The organism is Proteus sp. fly-1089, from assembly GCF_040138965.1.
Lineage (GTDB): Bacteria > Pseudomonadota > Gammaproteobacteria > Enterobacterales > Enterobacteriaceae > Proteus > Proteus vulgaris_B.
The window spans coordinates 790,768-814,323 of the sequence record NZ_JBEETS010000001.1; the positions used below are offsets into that span (position 1 = coordinate 790,768).

24 protein-coding genes and 1 pseudogene are annotated in these 23,556 nt (G+C 36.5%); 6 read left to right on the forward strand and 19 right to left on the reverse strand.

The features are described from left to right. Positions 1–148: 148 nt before the first annotated feature. The 3 genes from ABN080_RS03700 to ABN080_RS03710 all read left to right on the forward strand — a co-directional run bounded on the left by ABN080_RS03700 (position 149) and on the right by ABN080_RS03710 (position 4,776). Positions 149–1,903 (forward strand): terminase ATPase subunit family protein, encoded by a 1,755-nt coding sequence (locus ABN080_RS03700; protein WP_235365342.1) that lies wholly within the window; start codon positions 149–151, stop codon positions 1,901–1,903. Beyond that, on the forward strand, positions 1,903–2,931 hold the full coding sequence (locus tag ABN080_RS03705; RefSeq protein ID WP_349440398.1) for a phage portal protein: 1,029 nt from the start codon (positions 1,903–1,905) through the stop codon (positions 2,929–2,931). Before ABN080_RS03700 ends, ABN080_RS03705 begins: the two co-directional genes overlap by 1 nt. Before the next feature lie 495 nt (positions 2,932–3,426). After that, positions 3,427–4,776 carry a KAP family P-loop NTPase fold protein gene (locus ABN080_RS03710; RefSeq protein WP_349440399.1) on the forward strand — a complete coding sequence of 450 codons (1,350 nt, stop codon included), beginning with the start codon at positions 3,427–3,429 and terminating at the stop codon, positions 4,774–4,776. A 62-nt stretch (positions 4,777–4,838) separates the two neighbouring features. Here the strand turns inward: ABN080_RS03710 and ABN080_RS03715 are convergent, their stop codons facing one another. The 8 genes from ABN080_RS03715 to ABN080_RS03750 form a co-directional block, all read right to left on the reverse strand. Further along, entirely contained in the window at positions 4,839–5,519 is a 681-nt protein-coding gene (locus ABN080_RS03715; RefSeq protein WP_349440400.1) for a terminase large subunit domain-containing protein, read from the reverse strand. A gap of 206 nt (positions 5,520–5,725) precedes the next feature. Further along, entirely contained in the window at positions 5,726–8,104 is a 2,379-nt protein-coding gene (locus ABN080_RS03720; RefSeq protein WP_349440401.1) for a replication endonuclease, read from the reverse strand. 1 nt (position 8,105) lies between these two features. Next, positions 8,106–8,429, reverse strand: a complete 324-nt coding sequence (locus ABN080_RS03725) for a DUF5405 family protein (RefSeq protein ID WP_349440402.1) — start codon at positions 8,427–8,429, stop codon at positions 8,106–8,108. Beyond that, complete coding sequence (locus tag ABN080_RS03730; RefSeq protein WP_349440403.1) at positions 8,429–9,256, reverse strand: DNA adenine methylase; 828 nt, start codon at positions 9,254–9,256, stop codon at positions 8,429–8,431. The genes ABN080_RS03725 and ABN080_RS03730 overlap by 1 nt, the downstream gene beginning before the upstream one ends. Before the next feature lies 1 nt (position 9,257). Continuing rightward, on the reverse strand, positions 9,258–9,479 hold the full coding sequence (locus ABN080_RS03735) for a TraR/DksA family transcriptional regulator (protein ID WP_036907622.1): 222 nt from the start codon (positions 9,477–9,479) through the stop codon (positions 9,258–9,260). Further along, on the reverse strand, positions 9,472–9,678 hold the full coding sequence (locus tag ABN080_RS03740; protein ID WP_223878651.1) for a DUF2732 family protein: 207 nt from the start codon (positions 9,676–9,678) through the stop codon (positions 9,472–9,474). The genes ABN080_RS03735 and ABN080_RS03740 overlap by 8 nt, the downstream gene beginning before the upstream one ends. A 68-nt stretch (positions 9,679–9,746) precedes the next feature. Then, a complete protein-coding gene (locus ABN080_RS03745) occupies positions 9,747–10,142 on the reverse strand; it encodes a DUF5347 family protein (protein WP_349440404.1) in 396 nt (131 codons plus the stop codon). 8 nt (positions 10,143–10,150) lie between these two features. Further along, on the reverse strand, positions 10,151–10,300 hold the full coding sequence (locus tag ABN080_RS03750; protein ID WP_349440405.1) for a hypothetical protein: 150 nt from the start codon (positions 10,298–10,300) through the stop codon (positions 10,151–10,153). 45 nt (positions 10,301–10,345) lie between these two features. Between ABN080_RS03750 and ABN080_RS03755 the strand changes: the two genes are divergently transcribed. Beyond that, positions 10,346–10,621, forward strand: coding sequence for a hypothetical protein (locus ABN080_RS03755; RefSeq protein ID WP_123822138.1), 276 nt, complete (start codon positions 10,346–10,348; stop codon positions 10,619–10,621). Here the strand turns inward: ABN080_RS03755 and ABN080_RS03760 are convergent. The 3 genes from ABN080_RS03760 to ABN080_RS03770 are packed head-to-tail and all read right to left on the reverse strand — an operon-like array spanning position 10,614 to position 11,240. Then, on the reverse strand, positions 10,614–10,811 hold the full coding sequence (locus ABN080_RS03760; protein WP_123822139.1) for a hypothetical protein: 198 nt from the start codon (positions 10,809–10,811) through the stop codon (positions 10,614–10,616). The genes ABN080_RS03755 and ABN080_RS03760 overlap by 8 nt on opposite strands. Beyond that, the gene (locus ABN080_RS03765) at positions 10,783–10,983 is read right to left on the reverse strand and encodes a hypothetical protein (protein WP_349440406.1); all 201 of its coding nucleotides are present in this window, start codon (positions 10,981–10,983) and stop codon (positions 10,783–10,785) included. Before ABN080_RS03765 ends, ABN080_RS03760 begins: the two co-directional genes overlap by 29 nt. Then, positions 10,980–11,240, reverse strand: coding sequence for a Cox family DNA-binding protein (locus ABN080_RS03770; RefSeq protein WP_099432912.1), 261 nt, complete (start codon positions 11,238–11,240; stop codon positions 10,980–10,982). The genes ABN080_RS03765 and ABN080_RS03770 overlap by 4 nt, the downstream gene beginning before the upstream one ends. A gap of 101 nt (positions 11,241–11,341) precedes the next feature. On the opposite strand from ABN080_RS03770, the gene ABN080_RS03775 reads away from it, so the two are divergent. Both ABN080_RS03775 and ABN080_RS03780 read left to right on the forward strand, forming a co-directional pair. Then, the gene (locus tag ABN080_RS03775; RefSeq protein WP_349440654.1) at positions 11,342–11,641 is read left to right on the forward strand and encodes a helix-turn-helix transcriptional regulator; all 300 of its coding nucleotides are present in this window, start codon (positions 11,342–11,344) and stop codon (positions 11,639–11,641) included. A gap of 66 nt (positions 11,642–11,707) precedes the next feature. Further along, a pseudogene (locus ABN080_RS03780) lies at positions 11,708–12,690 on the forward strand (phage integrase). Between the two features lie 131 nt (positions 12,691–12,821). Here the strand turns inward: ABN080_RS03780 and ahpF are convergent. From ahpF to ABN080_RS03820, 8 genes are all read right to left on the reverse strand, one after another. Beyond that, positions 12,822–14,387 (reverse strand): alkyl hydroperoxide reductase subunit F, encoded by a 1,566-nt coding sequence (gene ahpF, locus ABN080_RS03785; protein ID WP_349440407.1) that lies wholly within the window; start codon positions 14,385–14,387, stop codon positions 12,822–12,824. 70 nt (positions 14,388–14,457) lie between these two features. Next, positions 14,458–15,021 (reverse strand): alkyl hydroperoxide reductase subunit C, encoded by a 564-nt coding sequence (ahpC, locus tag ABN080_RS03790; RefSeq protein WP_006536680.1) that lies wholly within the window; start codon positions 15,019–15,021, stop codon positions 14,458–14,460. A gap of 284 nt (positions 15,022–15,305) precedes the next feature. Then, positions 15,306–15,956, reverse strand: a complete 651-nt coding sequence (locus ABN080_RS03795; RefSeq protein WP_349440408.1) for a hypothetical protein — start codon at positions 15,954–15,956, stop codon at positions 15,306–15,308. Positions 15,957–16,399: 443 nt separating this feature from the next. Then, complete coding sequence (locus ABN080_RS03800) at positions 16,400–17,917, reverse strand: carbohydrate porin (protein ID WP_349440409.1); 1,518 nt, start codon at positions 17,915–17,917, stop codon at positions 16,400–16,402. A 666-nt stretch (positions 17,918–18,583) separates the two neighbouring features. Continuing rightward, a complete protein-coding gene (locus ABN080_RS03805; protein ID WP_164526352.1) occupies positions 18,584–18,739 on the reverse strand; it encodes a hypothetical protein in 156 nt (51 codons plus the stop codon). Beyond that, on the reverse strand, positions 18,732–19,631 hold the full coding sequence (locus ABN080_RS03810; protein WP_349440410.1) for a PadR family transcriptional regulator: 900 nt from the start codon (positions 19,629–19,631) through the stop codon (positions 18,732–18,734). The genes ABN080_RS03805 and ABN080_RS03810 overlap by 8 nt, the downstream gene beginning before the upstream one ends. Before the next feature lie 465 nt (positions 19,632–20,096). After that, on the reverse strand, positions 20,097–21,932 hold the full coding sequence (locus ABN080_RS03815; RefSeq protein ID WP_349440411.1) for a tyrosine decarboxylase: 1,836 nt from the start codon (positions 21,930–21,932) through the stop codon (positions 20,097–20,099). Positions 21,933–22,431: 499 nt separating this feature from the next. Further along, positions 22,432–23,469 carry an NAD(P)H-quinone oxidoreductase gene (locus ABN080_RS03820; RefSeq protein ID WP_349440412.1) on the reverse strand — a complete coding sequence of 346 codons (1,038 nt, stop codon included), beginning with the start codon at positions 23,467–23,469 and terminating at the stop codon, positions 22,432–22,434. Positions 23,470–23,556 lie beyond the last annotated feature (87 nt).

The window sequence follows — 23,556 nt, forward strand, 5'->3', positions numbered from 1 at the left end:
TATTCGTTGGTCTGTATGTTGTCGGTTAAAAGGGGCGTTAAACAATGGATAAGGTTTGTTTGAGAAATGGCACAAAGGGAAGCCAGCGGATCCGTTCCAGACGGTTGATAGACTCGCCATAACTTAAGCAAGAAATAGTGATTGTGCAATGGCTATTACAACGACTATTGATAACCGAAAAAAAGCAATGCACCTGTATTTTTCAGGTTACCGCATTGCCCGCATAGCGGAATCGCTAGGCGAAAAGGCGTCCACTATTCACAGTTGGAAACGCCGTGATAATTGGGATGAAATCAACCCAACCGAACGCGCAGAGTTAACCGTTGAAGCGCGTTATTGCAATCTGATTTTAAAAGAGAGCAAAGAAGGCAAAGATTTTAAAGAAATCGACTTGTTAGGGCGTCAACTTGAACGCATGGCGCGGATCAGAAAATATCAAAACGGCGGTAATGAAACTGACCTTAACCCTAAGATTGCCAACCGCAATAAAGGCGAGCGCCGTCAGCCAGAGAAAAACTTCTTTTCAGAAGAACAAATTGAAAAGCTAGAAGATGAGTTTCGCAATACATTGTTTGAATATCAAAAGGTGTGGTATCGCGCCGGTCATCACCGCATCCGCAATATTTTAAAATCCCGTCAAATCGGCGCAACATTCTACTTTGCCCGTGAAGCCTTTATTGATGCCCTGACTACTGGACGTAATCAGGTTTTCCTCTCCGCCAGTAAAGCGCAAGCCTATATGTTCCGTGAATACATTATCAAAATGGCATTAGAGGTTGATGTTGAGTTAAGAGGCGACCCGTTGATGTTGAGCAACGGTGCAACGCTCTATTTTCTTGGTACCAATGCCCGCACAGCACAAAGTTATCACGGTAATTTATATCTGGATGAAACCTTTTGGATCCCGAAATTTCAGGAGTTACGCAGAGTCACTTCGGGTGTGGCGATACAAAAACAATGGCGACAAACCTACTTTTCAACACCGTCAACCATGAGTCACGAAGCGTACCCCTTTTGGTCGGGCAAGCTGTATAACCGAGGACGCAAAAAAGAAGACAGAGTTGATATTGATATCTCACATGAGGCGTTAGTGAATGGGCGTTTATGTGAAGATGGGCAATGGCGACAAATCGTCAATATTGAAGATGCGTTGCGGGGCGGTTGTGATTTATTCGATTTAGAACAACTCAAAAAAGAGTATAGCCCAGACGAATATAACAACCTGTTAATGTGCCACTTTATGGATGATATCGAATCCTTATTCAACTTTAACATGATGCAAAATTGCATGGTGGACAGTTGGGAGGTGTGGGATGACATTCAACCATTAGCACTACGCCCTTACGGTTATGATCCGGTTTGGGTAGGTTACGACCCAAGCAAGGGCGGTGAAAATGGTGATAGTGCCGGTTGTGTGGTTATCGCTCCGCCGAAAGTACCAGGAGGGAAATTCCGCATATTAGAACGCCATCAATGGCGTGGTATGGATTTTCGCGCACAAGCTGACGCCATTAAAAAAATTACTGAGCGTTTCTATGTGGAATATATGGGCATTGATACCACGGGCTTAGGTCATGGTGTTTATCAGAATGTCATTCAGTTTTTTCCTGCTGCGCGTGAGTTTATTTATAACCCAAATGTCAAAAATGCCTTAGTCATTAAAGCCTATGACGTGATTAGTCACGGACGTTTAGAGTTTGATGCGCAGTGCGTTGATATCATTCAGTCTTTTACTTCCATTCGTCGTACCACCACCGGAAGCGGTAACCGCCCTACTTATGAAGCCTCACGCAGTGAAGAAAGCGGACATGCTGACCTTGCATGGGCAACGATGCACGCCCTATTCAACGAACCATTAACTGGCACCACCGAGAACAGTAATAACATTGTGGAGATTTATTGATGAGCCGTAAAAATAAAAAGAGTTTTAAAGCACAACAAACGGCAACCGCCAATAACAGCATGGAAGCCTTTACCTTCGATAGTCCTGTTCCGGTATTAGATAAACGAGAAATCTTTGATTATCTGGAATGTGCACAAGTTGATAATTGGTACGAGCCACCGATTAGTTTTGATGCATTATCAAAGCTATTTCGTGCTACCCCCCATCATAGCAGTGCGATTTATGTCAAACGTAATATCTTAGTGAGCACCTTCCAACCTACCCGCTTTCTGTCTAAGTTAGACTTTAGCCGGTTTGCCCTCGACTTCTTAACCTTTGGCAATGCCTACCTTGAACGGCGTAATAATATGGTGGGTAATTTATTAAAACTCACACCAACGTTAGCAAAATATACCCGCCGTGGTGTTGCTGATGATAGCTACTGGTTTGTACGCTATGGCTATGACTCAAAACCTTATGAGTTTAAACCCGGTAGCGTGTTTCAGTTATACGAACCCGATTTAAATCAAGAGTTATACGGGTTACCGGAATATCTGGCGTCCACCATGTCCGTATTACTGAATGAAGCCGCCACTCTGTTCCGCGTTAAGTATTATCGAAATGGAAGCCATGCGGGATTTATTTTATACATTAGTGATGCCTCACAAACGCCGAGTGATATTGATAAAATTCGTGATGCAATGAAAAATTCCAAAGGCCCCGGCAATTTTCGTAATTTACTTATCAATGCTCCAAACGGCAAGAAAGACGGGGTACAAGTTATTCCACTCAGTGAGATTGCGGCGAAAGATGAATTTCTCAATATCAAGAATGTTAGCCGTGACGATATGTTAGCGGCACACCGTGTACCGCCTCAAATGATGGGGATCATTCCACAGAATACCGGTGGCTTTGGTGACGTAGAAAAAGCGGCAAAGGTTTTCTTTCGTAATGAGTTGGCACCACTGCAAAGCAAGATATTACAAATTAATGATTGGTTAGGTGAAGAAGTGATTAAGTTTGATAAGTACACATTAGATGATGAGTAACATCACCGCACAAAGAACAATACCGCCGACACTGGCGGTATTTTTTTACCTGTAAGGTATAAGTATCGGTCTGACTAATAATAATAGTGACCCAATTCTATTATACCGTTTACACCCTGATAAGGCGAATCCGCCTAATTTTCACCCTCTCAAACCTGTATTAAATGCGCCTACAATCCATTTTAAGCGCATGTAATTTATTTGGTATTCAGATGTCTTTTTCTTGTTTTAATCGCTCTGCGAGCTGGAAATTTGCGAGGGATAATGTTTTTAACCCCCTCAAAACGCAATCGTGACCCCGCCACGCCCGCGCACTAAATGTGTCGGTTTTTATGCAGATGCAAATTCTCATCATAGCGCCTAGCAATGGCATTAGTGTATATAAAAAATGACGGCACAATAGACTCAATATCATGCAAAATTATTCAGAATTGCTTACCATGCAATAGTAACTATCTAAATAGATTTCATATTAAACGTATTTAAGGAGTTGTTATGAGATTGTCACCAAAAGAACCTGATTTTTCTCAAGGATTTACAAGCGAAAATGATATTTTTAATAGGAAAGCTTTATATGAAAAAATTATTAATGTCGTAAACCATTCTGAAGATAGTAACTTAGTTCTTGCATTAAATGATAAATGGGGAAATGGTAAAACCTCTTTTGTAAAAATGCTAAAAGCAGAATTAGAACTATCAGAAAATAATATTAATGTTATTTACTTTGACTCTTTTAAAAATGATTACCAAAAAGACCCATTATTACCAATGATATCATGTGTGTACAATAGTATAGAACATGATGAAAAATCTATAAAAGAGAAAGTATTCCAAACAGGTAAAAGTGTTGCTTTAAGCATTTCAAAACAAGTTCCTAAAAGTATAATCAATATATTAACCTCTAAACTAATCGACAGTGATGATATAGATAAAATTAAGGAATCAATTGTTGATGCCACAAATGCCCCTTGGGAAAGTTACATTGAAGATAAAATAAAAAACTCACAAGAAGAAGAGGATAAAATCGAAAATTTTAGAGCCATATTAAGGTCTATACACGAAAAAACAAATAATAAAACGTTGTTTATTATTGATGAGTTAGATAGAGCAAGGCCTGATTTTTCATTAAATCTTTTAGAATTAATAAAACACATATTTAATGTTGAAGGTTTTTATTTCTTACTAGTTATGAATAAGCAACAATTTGAAGAATCTATAAAAATAAGATATGGAAATATTAACTCATCATTATATTTAAATAAATTTATAGATTACTGGTTTACCTTGCCTAAAGATATATTTACAACAGAAAAATACATAAATAGCGAAGGGTATCGCATGCCTAAATATTTAACTTTAGGTGCTTATCTTCAACATATAGATAAAAATAATATTCTTATGAAAGAAAGCGATGCATTTAATATGCTACTGTACCTATTTAACTTCAACAATGTATCGCTTAGAGAAATAGAGAAATGTTATTCTTTAATTTCAATTATTAAAAATTCCAATAAAATAATGATGCTTAATAGAGCACATCAAGTTATCGTTAGCTTGATTTGTTTCATAAAAATTAACAATGAACCGTTATTAGAAAAATTAAAAAGAAGGAATATAACCCCAGAAGAAGTACTTTCAGTATTGAATATACCATTAGATCAGAATTTATTTGATACATCACTTCTCTATTTGTATATGGTACTACGCTATGAATTGCTTACTGGTGCAGAGTTTAAAAAACTTAAAGATGAAAATTATTTTAGAGATATAGAAGGTTATTCTGGTAGAAAAGTAAGATATTTAGAAACGATAATCGATTACTTTGAGAACATGTCAATAGATTAATATCATGATGGCTTAAGTTATTCCAACGAATATTTTAAGCCATTTTTAGTTAATTCCACAAATCAATTTCCATTGAATTGACACAATATCATTTCATTAAAATAATCATCACCCCTATCATTTCTTATATTTTCCATATTTAAAAAGTTATAACACTCCATATTAATAGATGGGACAACATCCCAATACGTTTCCTCATCAAAAATTTTATGATGTTTAAAATAATCATTATCAGCAATGTGGCCATTATCTGACTTTGAACGACTTGAATAAAAAGTCCTTCTCCATTTTTTATTTAAACTCACTGATTTAACTAGACTTAAAATGTAAGAAGGATCTTTAAACCAACTCCATTCTGAAACATAAATGTCACCAATGATATCAACCCATGACTTACGATTCTCAGGTAAAAAATACAATACTGCACCATTATCTAATTCTATTTTTGTTATAGTATTATTACTTTTTATATCTAAAAAATATTTAACAATCTCCATTTCTTTAGAGATAAATTCATCATCTGCCCCACAAGCATGGCCTATATATATTTTATTTCTTCCTGTTAAACAGGCATCTAGCAAACCCTCTAAAGCAAAGAAATAACTGCTACCTATTTGACGTGCTTTATGTAAATATCTATTTCTTTCAAACCTGTGGTTATACCAACGTCTTTGCCATGGATATAATTTATCTAACTTGCTATATAAACTTATCAATAAATCAGTTGTTACCTTGACTTTCATTTTATCTCTCCTCGCTCATACCAATAAATTTTCTATATTTCTCTGCAATAAAAAAATATGGCGCAGTAAAAATATAAAGAAACCATAACGTTGAATAATCTATCGCTTCGCCAAAACTATATTTATCGTGATAACTCTTTTTTGATTTAATAGTCCTGTATATAAAAAGAGTTACCGACACCAATAAATAAAACAAAATTAAATATTTAATCATTTATCCCTCTCAATTTATTAACCTTAGCCATTACCCTATCTCGTGTATTTGAGATACTCTTTTGCCTCACTTCTTCAAAATTAACTTTTTCGCGTTTCGTTGATGAAATTTGAATTTTCCCGTTTTCAAACCAAATCACTTCATCGCCATAACTAAGGCGCATACCGTTCATCACCATTGACCACATTGTGTCTGGTGGTAAATCCAATCCCATTTTTTCGGCAAAAGCTTTAAACTCAGGTATCAAACGTTCCTGATTTTCACTTAATGATACGGTTGAAATTATTCGCTGACTCTTTTTGTGCTCTAAAACCTCGCCAAATGATTTCTCCCAATCGCTATATTGTGAACGTAGGTCAAAAACATCAGGCTCAGAAATCCCCCATACGGGCGATTTTAAGCCCCTATCGTGTGGGTTTTTAATATCGGGTGAACTGCCCGATCCACAGTTATTGACAGGACTCCGAGGCGCGCTGATCGCGCTTTTTAAAGTCAAAACACGACCCGTTTCTAACTCACGCTTATGCTCAATTGCCTCAATATCCTGCTTAGATTTACGGACTAAACGATACTGACGCTCACGTGTTTTTACTAAATCACCGCTTTTCAATGGTGAACATAGCCCAATAACGCGCATCACTTCTTCATCATAAAAATTCGGCTCATCTGCAACAGTACGAGCCACTAATAACGTTTGTAGGTTACGCTTAACGTTAGGGCCTCCTTGGTGCTCGATATAAGCAGCGAAATCCCCCGCATCGGCAGACGCTCTTACTTTTTCCGCTATATCACCCAACTTATCAGCGATACTCACACCACGAACACGGCGACACTCACGCCATACGCCTTTAGACGGTAAGCCAAACATGTGAAATTGAGGAATACGCCAAGTAGACGCCCACGCAGTAACGGCTGATGCAACCTCGGTTAATAACTCCCCCGATTCGTCATCAACTTCACCCTCTAGCGCATAACCGTCGATATTTTTCGAAATGTATTTAGCGAGATAACCCGTAGCACCGCCTTTATTTAAATGCTTTGCTTCAAAACGGTGTTTCTTTGCGCCCCGTTCTTCACCATCTTCTTCAAGGGCATATTTACGCATGATCTCAATCGCTGATGCACGTTGGGATTTATCCAGAAACATCATCATGTGCCAATGTGGTGTAGCGTCATGATGTGGCTCAACAACTCTGATCCCGTAAACGTTAATATCGTTATCTTTAAAAGCGGTGCGAATTTTCGCCCAAACTTTCACTAAATAACGTTGACCGTCTTTCGGTGTGTATGCGCTGTTATTCCATTTCTCGTTAATGAGAACTTTTTTCTTTTTCTCATCTTTAGAAACGTTAATTTGCTTGGTGGGATGGTATTTTGAAGGTGTGGTTAAGGTGATAAATAAACCTATATCACCCCTTTCTTCTGCAACTTTTTGAATTCCAGCGGCTTGCGCCATTAATTCCATGCGACGAATTTTAGGGTTAGCGATACTCGCTAATACTTTTTCCATTAAATCAAAGCGATCACCCGATTCAACATCTTGAATATCCATCATTTCAAGATAATTCATATTCGCTAAGCGTTGCGCTCTGATTTCACGAACCGCATTTTTACTGGCGTAAGGCGTCTTATCTGAATTCACATCACCAAAGGCAATATGCAAAGACTCACGCCAACGCTGACGATGAGCCTTTAACTTTTTCAGCCACCAATCTTCATTAGTTAACCGACTTAATCCTGATAGCGCATCTTCAGGTGTTAACTTCCCTTTTTGCACTTTTCCCCAAAACAATGGCGTTACATGTAAATAGGTAATTAACTGCCCTAATTGATGATAAATAGGGTTAATCACTTTTAGGTTAAGTAACACCTCACGATCACCGTTATTTTCAGCAATTGCCTGATCAGCTAATTCATCGAATAAGTTGTCACACGCATTCGCGAATGACTTCGCCATATGACGCAATATTTTGTCATGCGCATCAGGCAAGCGATTAAAGAACATGGCTTGATCAAAATCTCTATCTAACAAGAATTGACGCTTATCTTTCGCTAAACCATAACGCGCATTAACAGCTTGCAAACGCTGATAGACACTTTTATGAAACTTAAACACCAGCCAGTTATGAACTTCTTTAGGTGTTTTCTCTTTTCTAAGATGTTCGATGTATTTAAATAAGCGGGATTTAAGAAAACGAGGCAGCTTTTCAATATCGAATAAAATCGCTTGCCCCTGAGCCAGTTGCTCACGGGTAAGCGGTCTTTCATAAACAACAGGTTCTGGCTGTTTCCCATTCCACCAATACGTCCATTGCATATCAGCAGGATAGGAAACAGGAGGCTGAGAAAAATCAATCAAACGGCTAGCCATGTTACAGCACACCGCCTAAACGTTTTGGATCAATAATTTCAATGGCTGTTTCGCACAGTTTAGCAACGTGAGTCATTATCTCTATCAATTCAGAGATAGACTGAATTTCTGCGCAAATAACACGACTCACATGAGCACCAACAACGCCAGCAGTTACATTTACCGCAGAGTCATACCACGCAATCACTTCACGGCGCACAAGGCCATCAATAAAGGTGACTTCAATTAACCCAAATTGTTTTTTCCAATAAACGATAGCAAAACGGGTGCCGGTGATATGTACCCCATTTTTTGGATCTTGAATATCAACATAGCCCTGTTCCATCAGCACACCTCCGGCAATACGGCGATAATTTCTTTTGCTGATTGGCGGTTTCCATTTGCAGAAATAGAACGAGGCGCATCAATCTCGTGAATAAGAAAACCAAGGTCGGCATACAGCTCTTTGGCGTGAATGGAATTAGAGACGGTAATCGGGTTACCTTGTGATTGATTTAATGCCTTTAGCGCTTGAGCTAATTCAATTTGATGAGCGTGAGTAAAATCAGTGTGATGATATTTAGTAAAACATTTCTCATCACCCATATATGGAGGATCACAATAAACACCATCCCCGAAGCCAACGAGTGATAAAGTATCTTGCCATTCTAAACAGGCGATAATGGCATTAGTAGCTTTTTCAGCAAATTGCCTAATTTCTTCCTCTGGAAAATAAACACGGCCATATGTTCCAAATGGCACGTTAAATTCACCTGAATTGTTATATCGACATAACCCATTAAAGCAATGACGATTTAAATATAGAAATCTTGCGGATTGTATATATTGATCACACTCGCTTTTATCTAATAACTTAATTGAATTAAATAATTTCCTAATAGAAATGTAATCATTTTTATGATTATTTTCTTCCCACGCATAGAACTCTTTACGTGCCATAATTTCAGTATGTTCTACGACATTACGATATAAACTAATTAAATCCTGGTTGGCATCAGCAATTAAATATTCGTTATATTCCGTATTCATCATAACCGCACAAGAACCCGCAAACGGCTCAACTAAGCGCTTTGCTTTTGGCAAATGTGGAATTAATTTATCCATGATGCGGGCTTTTGAGCCAGCCCATTTCAGAATAGTTTTATTCGCCATTTCACACACTCCGATAATGCTTAGATTTCAACTCGTACACCGTTTGGCAATCTGCACAGCGGGTGCATCCCATTACCGCAATACGGCGTTTTTCGGGTATCTCACGACCGCAATCTTCACATTCAAACGCCGATACACCGACGTAACGCCCTGTTACTGCTTTTATTTGTTTATCAAGCAATAACTGTGATTGTTCACAGGCTAAATCCATTTCTTTAGACATAATTCCATTCCTGTGCTTGATGTTCGATAGACTCGGCTTCACCTTCTAATAATTGAAATACTTGGGAAGGCTCCATTCGTTCACTTAGTGCTTTTGATGCTAATTTGCGTAAACGGGCAGAAAAAAGAACCGCACGAGATTTTCTTTCATCTTCTCGAACGGCATTAATTAAATCGGTTACATCACTTTCTTTAGACATAATCAGACCTCTGATAATCAGATATAAAAAGCCCTGACAAATAAATGTCATTTATTTTTTAGGTGTAATTAAATAGGCATTGCTAATTTATTCGGAATTAATGCGCTTAATACTTTTATTTGATGAAGTGCATTAATGATTTTTATTTTGTCTTTCCTCTTTAATAATAAATAATCTATTCCGTTCTTTTCTTTTTCTATCTCAGCGAGATAATAAATCATCTGATATATACGATTATTTTCACTCCTTAAATAATCAAGAAACTCACTAACCTGAATATCATCACTATTTTTATTTAACTTACTTAATAAATCAGCCCTAACTTCGGCTGTTTTATTCATACCACTGACGCGCTCATCAAATGAAAGACCATCATTACGATAGTGCCTTACAACTTTAGGCTGATAAAAATCATCATTGCCTTGTAGTTGCTCTCTTGCTTGGATAAGCTCCGCGGCATTCATAACAATACCTAGATAGAAATTTTCACAAGAAACGAAACAATAACAATGGCACATAAAGCCAGTGTCGCTTTATCCGCTTTTGAATACTTTTTACTTTTATAAGTAAAAGATTCACTGTTTAGTTTGTATTTATTTCTTTGCTTTACCAATTCATTCATCTTCTTTATCCTCATATTTTCACTATTACATGGAGATATTAAGTAATGATAAAAACACCTATCCAACAAGAGTTAGAACCTATTGTTAATGCGCTTAAAGAACTTAATTTCAAAATAAAACTACAACAAGAGTTACTCATTGCCGTAATGAGTGAACTTCCTGACGGTACTTTTGTTAATGGAACTCCTTTTGATCTAGCTATAAAAAAATGCTTAGAAAAATACTCTGTATATGGTGATGATCATTATGATGCCAATGAATTTTTTGAAGAATGTAAAGCACTAGCTCAACATTACCGTTCAAAAGCACCTGTTATTTGATGTTTAAAATGCCATCAATATCATCTAAATAAACTTTTTTTATATTGGTGGCATTATATTCCCTTCCTGATTTTGTTATTAAACAATCACATTTTAATGCTCTCACTGGATAATTAGAGACAACATCAGATTCAGAAATAAGATAAGTTTTATTATTTGATTCAAACATTATCATTTGAATATGTTTCATTCTTTAACCCATCAATATATTTAACCGCCTCAGCCATTGCATCAAACTTACCGAATGACTGATCATCTAACCAAACGTGATAACGAGTAACTGGGTTCATTGCTTTTCGTGGTAACTTAATAATCGTAAAACTACGATACAGAAAACTATGCTCAGTTATTTGTCGTATCATGATTTCAGCCCTAACCACACTAACCAACCGTCACGCATCTCTTTTGGTAAAGATTCATAAGCCATCTTTAAACCGTTATTCCATGCAGGCAGATAAACATAGTTTTCGGCTCTACTTGAACCCGGTCTTTTCATTTGAATAATGGGTAACTTTCCTGCTTTGCGCATATCTGCAACTGCACTCGCCGGCTTACCGATTAATTCAGCAAATTTTTCCTCAGTCACGCCATCTGACAGACTTACGATTTTCTCTCTCATCTGCTACCCTCTTATGTCAGGCGCTTTATAGCGCTTTCGTACTCTTTGCTTCATTGCAAGGAAATATCTAATACTCGATACAACATGGAGAACTCCACATAATATCAAGATCGCAAGGTGAGAAATTACGATTAATGCGTAACTCTGAACAGATGACAAAAAGGGAACTCGCTGATTTGGTTGGGCTAAATTATGCAACCTACCACGGCTATGAAAGTGACAAATCGAAAATGACGTTTGAATCAGGCGTGAAAATCTTTTCTGTCAAAGTATTCAGGAAATATCGAGACTGGTTTATGTTCGATGAAGTTAATCCTGATGCTGGGCAAATCGCACCGGCACTCGCACACAGTGGGCAAGACAGCACGCAATCATCCCACTCAGACAAGAAAATTGGATAACAATACATCAAGCATTTTGCGAATTTATTGATTCGCAAAGCATTTGTTCCATTAGAGGGCTTTCTTATGACAATTAAGAAACTCGAAAATGGTCAATATGAAGTGGACATTAGACCGGCTGGCCGTCACGGAAAACGGATCAGACGACGCTTTGAAAAGAAGCAATTTTATTTGAACGTTATTCACTAGCTAATCAGCAAACAAAAGATTGGGTAGAAACATCAACCGATATTCGCCCTCTTAGCGATTTAATTGATATTTGGTGGGAAGTGTTCGGCAAAAATACACCTTATGGAAGAATGACACATCTAAGGGTGAGACGTATTGCTGAATCACTGAATAATCCCCCTGTTTGCCAATTAACCGATAAGCAATTGGTACTCTATCGTGAGCTTAGACTCGCTTCTGGCGTAAAAGCCTCAACGATAAATAGGGATATCTCAGCACTCAGCGGTATGTTTACGGCCCTTAAAAAAACGGATTTCTTTTTAAGTAAACATCCCGTTCAAGGAATATCACGGTTAAAACAGCAAACGACTGAAATGTCATATCTAACAGATAATGAAATTCAGCAATTATTAGCATTATTGGAAGGTGACAACCTAAAAGTTGCCGTTCTCTGTTTAAGCACTGGCGCCCGTTGGGGTGAAGCGCTCAAACTAAAACGTGAACATGTGATCCAAAATAAGGTGAGATTTACGTATACCAAAACCAATAAGCCAAGAATTGTGCCAATTTCTCAAGCTGTTGCAGACATGATTTGTACAAAGAAATCAGGATTGCTTTTTACTGAAACGTCTTATCACATGTTTCGTAGAGCAATTAAAAAAGTGAAGCCCAGTATGGCATTAGGTCAGGCAACCCACGCATTACGCCATACATTCACCACCCATTTTATGATGAACGGCGGAAGTATTATTACGTTACAACGCATCTTAGGACACACTAATTTGCAACAAACGTTGACCTATGCACACTTTGCGCCAGACTTCTTACAAGATGCCATTCAATATAACCCTTTGAAAGGTAGTACAGAATTACTGGTTTAGAGTGTCCACATATTGTCCACACTTGAACACTTAAGGGCACTTTTCAGCCCTTTTTGATGGTTTTATGTACAAAAAAAGGCATCTTAAAAAAGATGCCTTTCTCTATAACTTATTGATTATCTTTGATTTACTTATTTTGCACTCGTGCGAATCAAGTAATCGAAAGCGCTAAGTGAGGCTTTAGCTCCTTCACCGGCGGCGATAATAATTTGCTTGTACGGTACTGTAGTACAGTCACCTGCGGCAAAAACACCTTTAATATTCGTTTCGCCACGAGCATCAACAACAATTTCGCCCATCTTATTACGCTCAACAGTACCTTCTAACCACTGCGTATTAGGTAATAAGCCAATTTGAACAAAAATACCTGCTAACGCAATATCGTGCATAGAATCATTGGTGCGATCTTTATATTTTAGACCGGTTAATTTAGTACCATCACCATACACTTCTGTAGTTTGAGCATTTAAGATAACTTCTACATTGCTTAAGCTACGCAGTTTTTTCTGTAATACAGCATCGGCTCTCATTTCTGGCGCAAATTCTAACACTGTGACATGTTCGACTAAGCCTGCTAAGTCAATTGCAGCTTCAACACCTGAGTTACCACCACCAATCACGGCGACTCTTTTGCCTTTAAATAGAGGGCCATCACAGTGTGGACAATAAGTTACACCACGAGTACGGTACTCATTTTCACCAGGAACATTCATATTTCTCCAGCGAGCACCTGTTGCAATAATTAAGCTACGGGTTTTTAAAATTGCACCTGATGCTGTTTCAATTTGGTGTAATTCCCCTTCTGATGTGCCTGGGATTAAACGACTGACTGTTTGGCTATCAATCACATCCACTTGATAATCATCAACGTGGGCTTTTAATGCACCTGCAAGTTTTGCACCTTCTGTTTTTGGTACAGAGATATAGTTTTCAATATCAACAGTATCAAGAACTTGACCGCCAAAGCGCTCACCAATAAGACCTGTGTTTAAACCTTTACGTGCTGAATAAACTGCAGCTGATGCACCTGCAGGGCCACTACCAACAATCAATACATCAAATGCATCTTTTTGGTTTAATAATTCCGCAGTACGCTTTTCTGCATTGCTGTCTACTTTGTTAACGATTTCAGCTAAAGTCATACGACCTTGACCAAATTCGTTACCATTTAAGAATACAGCTGGAACGCCCATAATATTACGTTCCTGAATTTCATTTTGGAACATGCCACCGTCGATCGCTGTATGTGTGACCTTCGGATTTAAAATCGCCATTAAGTTTAATGCCTGAACAACATCTGGGCAGTTATGACAAGAGAGCGAATAATAGGTTTCGAAATGAAACTCACCGTCTAACTGACGAATTTGTTCAAGTAATTCTTGTGCTTCTTTTGATGGGTGACCACCAGTTTGCAGTAGTGCTAAAACTAATGAAGTAAATTCATGGCCTAACGGCGAACCAGCAAAACGAACACCCGTTTCTTTTCCTGGGTTCGTAATAAGAAAAGATGGTTTACGCACATCAGCGTTATTATCTTCACGATAAGTGACTTTATCGGATAATGGTTCGATTTCTTTTAATAGCGCTTGAATATCAGCTGAATGTTTACTGTCGTCTAATGTTGCTACTAACTCAACTGGCTGAGTTAATCGTTCTAAATAAGCTTTCAATTGAGCTTTTAAATTATTATCTAACATTTTTGCACCCTTAATAAAATCGGGTGCCGAAACACCCGATAAATAACTTTTTTAGTGGCTTAATTCTTATTTAGATTTTGCCAACTAAATCCAGTGATGGAGCTAAAGTTGCATCACCTTCTTTCCATTTTGCTGGGCAAACTTCGCCTGGGTGGCTAGCTACATACTGAGCAGCTTTAACTTTACGCAGCAGGTCGGATGCATCACGGCCAATACCTTCAGCTGTGATTTCAATTGCTTGAATGATACCTTGTGGGTCAACAACGAAAGTACCGCGGTCTGCAAGACCTTCGTTCTCACGCATATTTTCGAAGTTACGAGTTAATGCACCAGTTGGGTCGCCAATCATACCATATTTGATTTTACCGATAGTTTCTGAGCTGCTGTGCCATGCTTTATGGGTAAAATGTGTATCGGTAGAAACTGAATAAATTTCTACGCCCATTTTTTGGAACTCAGCATAATGATCCGCTAAGTCACCTAATTCGGTTGGGCACACAAAAGTGAAGTCAGCAGGGTAAAAGAAGAAAACGCTCCATTTGCCTTCGACGTCCTTTTCAGTCACTTCTACGAATTGACCGTCTTTAAATGCCATGTTTTTGAATGGTTTGATTGGGGTATTAATTAAAGACATTGTATTTCCTCCTGTTTGGTATGGGAACTAATGTACCTATTCCATTTGAGAATAGCTAATACATTCCTGCTATCAGTTCAATAGGTTTTACCTAATGAGTTGAAGAAATTGATAGAGATAGGTTAACGAAATGTAGCTATTAAAGCAACTAAACAACATGGCAGTATGCCTTACTTACTATCAACCACTCTCTTTATTTAATATCCTTGTCTTAAATAGACATATACTTATAACATTATGAATTATAAAAATAATAATTCAACCTATCACAGATTAGCTTAATACTATTGTGCTAATTTGGCAGGTTTAAGAATAGTATAAGTACACTCAAATGCCGCCTTTTGAATACGATAAATATCTTGGCTATCCATCGTGGATTGAACAACCGCATCACCTGGTTGAAAACGTTGCAATTCTCCCCATGGGGCTTTCATTGCAAAAGCGGGTGTAGATCCTGGCACAATAAAATAATTCATTTCAATTCCTTTCGGAATAAAAGCCTGATAATCATTAGGATAAGAAATTAAATTAATTTTGTTTTTCTCTGCAACATTATAGCGTTGAACAAATTTAGCTTTTCTTACCAATATTTCTTCATTACCTGTCTCTGGACAGATATTTTGCACAACCCAATCCCCTACTTTTGCAGGTTCAGAGACAGTTTCAACACCTTCACCTTTAATAATGGTTGTGATGATCTCGCCTTCTTTAGCCGGCCTTGCCAATACAGGTTTGGTTTTAATAGCAACTCCTGTGATCCCGGCTTGCTGAACTTGAGTAAAATAAGCTACTCGCTCTTTTTGTGGTAATTGTGACAGGTCATCTGCAAATACGAAGAAAGGAATTAAGGTCAAACCTATTAATAGTTTTTTTATTCTATTTTGCTTATAGGTCTTATTATTATTTGGATAACTGTTTTGTGTATAGAAAGGCATTGAATTATTTCCTGCTTAATATTAATCGTATTTAAATACGTTATTTTATGTCTGTAATTGCTAAACAGATTATGACAGGAAACAAAACTATGACACGAGCAAAATCCATTATCTAGCGGGGAAAAGATCAAAAAATCGAGAGATCTCACAACTTAAAAAAGAAAACATGTAATTAAGAGTAAAAAGCTTCAAACCATAAAATAACGCATTAAAATACATCCCATTAAATTTATCGAACTAAAAGAAATAACTGGTTGGTATGAAGATAGACAAGTTTCTGACATTAAAGAGTGGCTGGTTGAAAAACTCGTTAAAGCCTTTCTTTTATCAGGTAATTGAGATTTTACATACTTATCGCTATATATAAAAAGCAAAGACTTCAATTAATAACAGTACATTAAAATTTGAAGTCTTTAGATGTAAGACTAATACCTAATATAAAGTTAAAAGAGATACTTAAAGCGAACACGAGCACCGTAGCGATCTTTATCACTACTATGTACATTTATCTCGTCTTTGCCATCTATTCGCGAATAATAAGCACCTAAATAGGTTTTAAAATTATCCATATCCAAGATATTAGGCAGTTCGTAAGAAGCAAATACTGTATTGATATTGTACTTACCAGGATTAAGCGTTAGATAGGTTTCATTTTGCCCATTATGGCCGCTTGTTTGATAGTAAGCTTTAATATCATTATGTGCATAGATATAACCTAATTGGAATTTACGCCACAATATATTACTACCTATTGAAAAATCATTTTCATCTTTAGCATCAAGATAAGCAGCACTTAAGTTTGCAACAATGCCATTAGTAGGATCATCAGCTAAAGTATCCCATTTTAACGTTAGTCCATAGCCAGTACGACGTGATTGATCTTGGAATTTTCCATATTCATCCTCGTAACCATAAGCTTTATTTATTACGTTTGCGTCTATCGCACCTGCAATTGTTAGGTTATCTTTTTGCCATGCAACAACTGGCCGCATATAAATAACATTTTTACGATTATCAAGTTTACGCCCGTGATACTCACCATCTTTGAAAACTGAAGTTCCATCTTCAACCAACGTATTTAACTCAAAATACCAGTCGTTGTAATGTGTGTTAACCATCATGCTACCACCATCACTACTACGACCGCGCCCTTCTTTCATCATATAAATATAGCCAAAACCATCACCATATAAATCATTTGCAGTATTACCTGAATATTCTACGAAAGTATCTTGATTCAAAGGAAACATATCATACGCTTCATAACGGCCAATTTTATATTCCCATTTATTACGTTGGCCAAAGTAAAAGGCCGCATCATCTAGATTCATTTTACCCGTCATGTCAGCCATAGGCTGAACACGAAAACCAGCATAATTGCCATTTTTTAATTCTCGTTCACCATCAATACCGATTAAAATCCGCCCATTAAGTGACCATTTTTCATTATCTTCAAAGTCTTTTTGCTTACCAGGCATCATTCTCATTGATGTTAATTGACCTTTTTTACTTGCTGCATCAATATTATATTCAACATCTCCATACAATTTGAGATCACCCCAATTTGTATTCGTAGAGAAAAAACCTGTGCCTTCTTTATTTCCAGTATTAGCAAGCTGAACTGACTGTTTTTGTTGAAGTTCTTTTAACTGAGTCTGAGCGATATTGGCTTTAGCTTGAGCTTCATCTGATTGCTTTTCTAATACAGCAATGCGTTGCTCCATATTTATTGCAGTAACGTTATTTGCAGGTTTCCCATTAGAACCATTATTTAAATTAATAAGTTGCTCAAGACGAGCGGCTTTTTGTTCTGCTGCAACAGCTCTTGCTTCAGCCGCATTCGCACGTTGTTCTAACGCATTTAATCTTGCTTCAATAGCACTTATATCAGTTTGTGCATTAGCACATAACGGTGTAGCGAGTATCAAACTTATCACTACAGATAATGCTTTCACTTTCATTCGAATATTCCTAAGTTAGCAAATGTTGATTAAATAGGTACGGCAAATACATAACAATCAACTTAGTCGATCGATTGTCCTATTTGATGAGCGTATTGTTATTTTTATGCGGTAATACTTTTATAGATATCAACCGTTTATTCGCATCGCTATTTCTATTCTCAACAATAAATAAACCACTATCTATGCTACCTTTCTCTAATTTAAGTGCATTAAATGCACATATTATCAAGTAAGGTATACGTTTGAAGTAATGCACTCATTCTCGTTTAAGTGCTTACGAACGTTTATTATTTTGATCTAGTATTTATTTTATTGTTATTACAAGAATATCTCTGGTTTACATTTTCTATTTTTATAATGGCTTACTAACCTAAATAAAATAATCGCTAATGTGGAACATTTCCACAATCATTTGTGATTTTTTTGATATCAGTACAATAACCTAAGGAAAACGCCACAAATGGTCATCAAAAAATGATGACTTACAAAAATAAATAAAGGTAGTGATTGCTAAGATAGTAATTAGGAAATAAAACGAGTTTTACAAGGAATTGTTGGTTTTTGTTATTTAAAAACCATTTTTATAAAGCAGTAGGCGAGGACGAACAACAGATAGAAAAAAACTGACAGAGGTCATATTATGATAACCTCCGTCCATCATTATCATATTCTGCCAGGTTTACGTAATGCTCTACGAAAGTAAGAAACTGGCATTTTAGGGCAAATTTGTTCTTTTACAGCTGGATTATTTTCTAAATCCTCTTTTTCTATTTCATTATGTCTTCTTGTATTTTGTGGTTGAGTATCTGTTTTATTCATCTTCCCTTTCCTCTGAGATCAATGCCTCATTAATAGCTTCGATTTTCTCAACTGCTTCATTAAGAATAGAAGCAATACGTTCCGCTTTTTCCACTGAAAGCTCTTTTAACACCAGTTTATGGCGTAATACAGCCTTTAATTTTCCAACAGCAGACTCAATCTCTTCAGAAACACCACCCGCGTTTTGAGACAAGTCTCTCGCATAAGCAAGTTTTCTTTGAATATTGGCATCTATTTCCTGATGTTCAGTTAAAAATGCAGAGCCTTCAGGTGTGATGCTGTAATTTTTACGACCTTTTTCAGCAATAGTGGCAACCAGTAGATCTTGCTCTTCAAGTAATGTTAGTGTTGGATAAATAACACCAGGGCTAGGCACATATAATCCTGACGAGGCTTCATCTATTTCACGAATAATTTCATAACCATGGCTCGGTTTTTTCGCAATCATACTGAGCAATAAAACTCGTAAATCACCATGATCAAACATACGTTTTAATTGACGACCTTGACCTTTACCTCGGCCACCACATCCACGACCGCGTTGTTTACCTTGTTTTTCAAAGCCATGTTCGCCATGACGACATTCACCGCGACCTTCATGTCCGTGATCATGTTCTCCATGACAGCATTCACCACGACCTTCATGTTCGTGACCATGTTCACCATGACAGCATTCACCGCGACCTTTATGCCCGTGACCATGTTCACCATGACGACATTCACCGTGACCTTCATGCCCATGTTCGCCATGACAGCAATGCTCGCCGTGATTTCCATGGTGTCGATCTTGTTTCCCTTTACCCCCACAACGTCCTTTTCCGTGACCATGGCTACCATGTTCGCCGTTTTCGGCCCGTTGTTGATAAAGTGAATGTAATGCTCGAATCATCATAAATATTCCCTCATTGTTTTAGATATATCGAATTTATACAATGCAATATAAACCGATATATCTAAATGATCAAGTTTTAGATATATCTAAATATGCATCTAAATCCACTTTATCTTTAACAATATGATTTATCTATGATTATATACATATAAGATAGATGGTTATTATGAATGATTCTCATTATCTAGTTTGCTTTTATGTGCTATCAGTGGAAATAACAGAAGAAAAAATCAAAATAGCTATAAAAAATAAATTTTAAGGAAGTAGTTGTCGCTCTGTTTTAGTGAGTCGATGATTACAAGTAATAAAGAGAAAACGATAAGTGACAATGTCACCTTTTTTTGTGAGGAGAACAATTAAATATAGATAGAGCCCCAAAAAAGCGAAGATAATGAGATATCACTCACTTCTTCGTTTTTTTAGGTTGGATATTTTTAGTGATAAAAAGTTATTGTTATAACTTAACTATCTCTCTAACGCGGATAAAACGACCTTCTTAATATATTGGTACCCTGCCTCAATTTGTTGTTTATCACCTATTTGCGTACTTTTTATAGTAAGTTGTAACAGACTTAAATGTTTGATTGTTTCCCATTCGTTTTTATCTAGACAACACTCATGACAAAACTGTGCAGGCGCATCATCACTATTACGAGCACAAAGTGTAAGTAAGCTTAAGTCCTGCCTGTAGTGACTTTTTACAACTAAGTTCTCATATATTTCTTTATTCAGCTTATTTTGTGTTTCTAAACACTTATTCCCTTTTTTCACAACTGCAAAATTCAATTTATTAAAATCAGATGCTGATAAAATTCGAATAAAATAATGCTCCCCTTCTTTCTCAAAGGCTTGAGCTTGATTAAAGAATTGTTCAAGTTTGACTCGTGTTTCCCATTGAATCTGGGCATATTTTCCATATCCCGATAAAGTAAAGGGATAAAGTTGATGTACACTCCACATTGAAGCCACTGCGGGTGCTGATTGAATACCGTCAATTTCGGGAACTCCATCAGCTTGCTCTGGACATAATCTTGGTGGATTAGTTAGAAAATGGCTCATGCGTGCATCTTTAATACACACGACACCCGTGGGGTAAGGTGAAAAACCAGCTTGAAAAGGCTCAAAAGAGACAGAGTCTGCAAGAGAAAGTTGTGTGACGCTTTCATATATTTCTGGGGTTAATTCAAGTAGAGGCGCTTCTTTTTTTAGTTTTTTGCACAATGTCTTATAAGGAATAAGTTCGTAATTATCATCAAGGAATAAGCTTTTCATATAGCCGAATTGTGAAGCATCTATATGAATATAAAAAGAATTTTTGTATTTTTTTTCACACTCTCTTCTTAATTCAAAAAGTGGTTTTAATTTATCAATGCTGCCATAAGATGGAGATCCTAGCATGCCAATAATACCCAAAATAGGTTCACCCTGTTCAATAAGGCGTAAAACAATACTACGCATTTTTTCAGTATCTGTTTTAAATGATCCATCAATGGGCAATGCAATAAGGTTGTCATATCCTAACCCCAATATATCCATTGCTTTCTTCCAAAATTCAAAACGCGAAACAGGGACAAGCAATTTTCCTAAATGCATCGTTTTTGTCATACCCGTTCCCCGGCATGTCAAATAACTAACATCATCAAAAATCTCACGTTTATGAAGTTGTTCACCCATAGCTAAAATATCTGAGATAGACATATTGAATAATTCAAATGCTTTTTTATCAGCAACCAAATCTCGTGACTTGGGATGGCGGGCAATGGCCATTGGTAATGTTTTTAAATTTCTAAGTGCCCATAATATTTCATAGCAAGCAAGGGTATGACTTGTCGTGATATGCCCAAATGCATCTTTCGATGAATAGCCAATTAATTTACAGAGATCATCTATAATTTTCTTTTCTTGTTGTTTTTGTAAGGGGGAGTGGTGATTAAAAACATTATCTGAATTGTAAGCCAATGCAGAAAGGTAGCCGAATTTAGCCAATTGCATCACCTGTGAATGATGATGAGAAAAATAAGGCTCAATATCTGATTGAGTAAAATTGCTTTGCTGTTTTAGTGTTTCTAAAATATTGTCATAAGCATTATCTACTGCTTTTTTTTCAATCGTACAATTTTTTATTTTAGTCTCTAAATTATCACTATTATTTTTTTTTGCTTTATTTGCATTAGGAAAAGAATACTCACTATTCATTAATATTTTTGCCATCTCTCGATGATAACATGCTAGGGTATCAACGGTTCGGGTATGGTATACACGCTCTGTAGCACTCAGACAGGTTTGTTTATGATTTGCCATCATCGCACCTATATATAAATTTTTGTTATTTGTTTTAATGAGAATTGTGTTTATTAATCGTAAATAATTAATCTCTATTCAAATGATATACTACATGATGAGTAAGAATCTTCTTTATTTTATTGATATCAGTTAAGATTTTTTCAATTCAAACTAAAGTTTTTTCTATCTAATGATAAATGATTTAGTTTTATTTGTTAGTTTCTTTGTTTTATTATCAATTTTGATTTAAGTTACTTTTCAGCTAATGTGATATTATTTTTACTAAGGTTAATACTTAAATCTACTTTAATTAGAATAAATAAATATTTCTATCGCCCAGTATCAATTAAAAGGGATAGATATTAAATTTTATGCTTCACTAAAAATATATTTATTTAATTGTTATTCATTTTTACTTCAATATATAAAAAAACACATGATAAATTGAACATGTGTTTTTCGGAATATTCGCTTTTTTAAACAAAAAATAACCATCACTTCTTATAACAAATAATATTTAACACCCTTGGTTACTATCACTTACGTTATAAGTCGTGTTTTCTAGTATAACTTTACCAATTAAATCACCAGACTCCATTAACTGATGAGCTTTTCCTGCTTCTGTTAATGGGAAAATGGCATTAATTATTGGCTTAATTTTACCTTCAGTAATCAATGGCCATACATGTTGTTTTAATTCTTGTGCAATGTAAGCTTTTTCTTCTACTGAACGAGAACGCATTGTTGAGCCTGTATGAATTAATCGTTTAATCATCATAGGCATCATATTTACATTTTTTGGCATCCCTTTCATCATGCCCACTTGTATTATGCGTCCAAATTTGCTCGCAACTTGATAGTTCTTTTCGACATAATCGCCACCGATAATATCAAGTACAACATCTACCCCTTTGCCTTGAGTTAAGATAGGAATTTCTTTAGCGAAATCGGTTTGTTTGTAATTAATGACATAATCAGCACCAATTTTGTAAGCTACTTCCTTTTTTTCTTCAGAACCTACGGTTGTATAAATGGTTGCCCCTATAGCATGAGCGAGCATAATTGCAGTAGAGCCAATCCCAGATGTTCCGCCATGAATAAGGACAGACTCACCCTGTTTTAGTTTGCCTAACTGGAATAAATTAGCCCAGACAGTAAAGAAGTTTTCAGGTAATGCGGCAGCTTCAATATCCGTTAAATTCATTGATGGCAATGCGATGTCTTCATGTGCAATACAATATTGAGCATAACCACCACCTGCGACTAAAGCACAAACCCGATCACCCAATTGCCATTTAGTACAGCCTTCACCTAAAGCCACTACTTCTCCAGCAACTTCAAGTCCAGGAATAGGCGAAGCATCTTCTGGTGGAGGGTAGCTTCCTTGCCTTTGAAAAATATCAGGTCGATTAACACCTGAGGCGGCAACTTTAATTAAAAGATAATGAGGAGGAAGTGAAGGAATGGATGATATTTTTGCTTGTAATTTGTCTATATCACCAGGTTCTGTAATAGCAATCTCTAACATTTTTGCAGGTAAAACAGTATTCATCATATGCTCCCATTTAATTTGTCCACTCTCAGAGTTTAACGCTAATTAAGCTGTTTCTATCACTTATCTTATTTATTTTAAGAAAAGTGT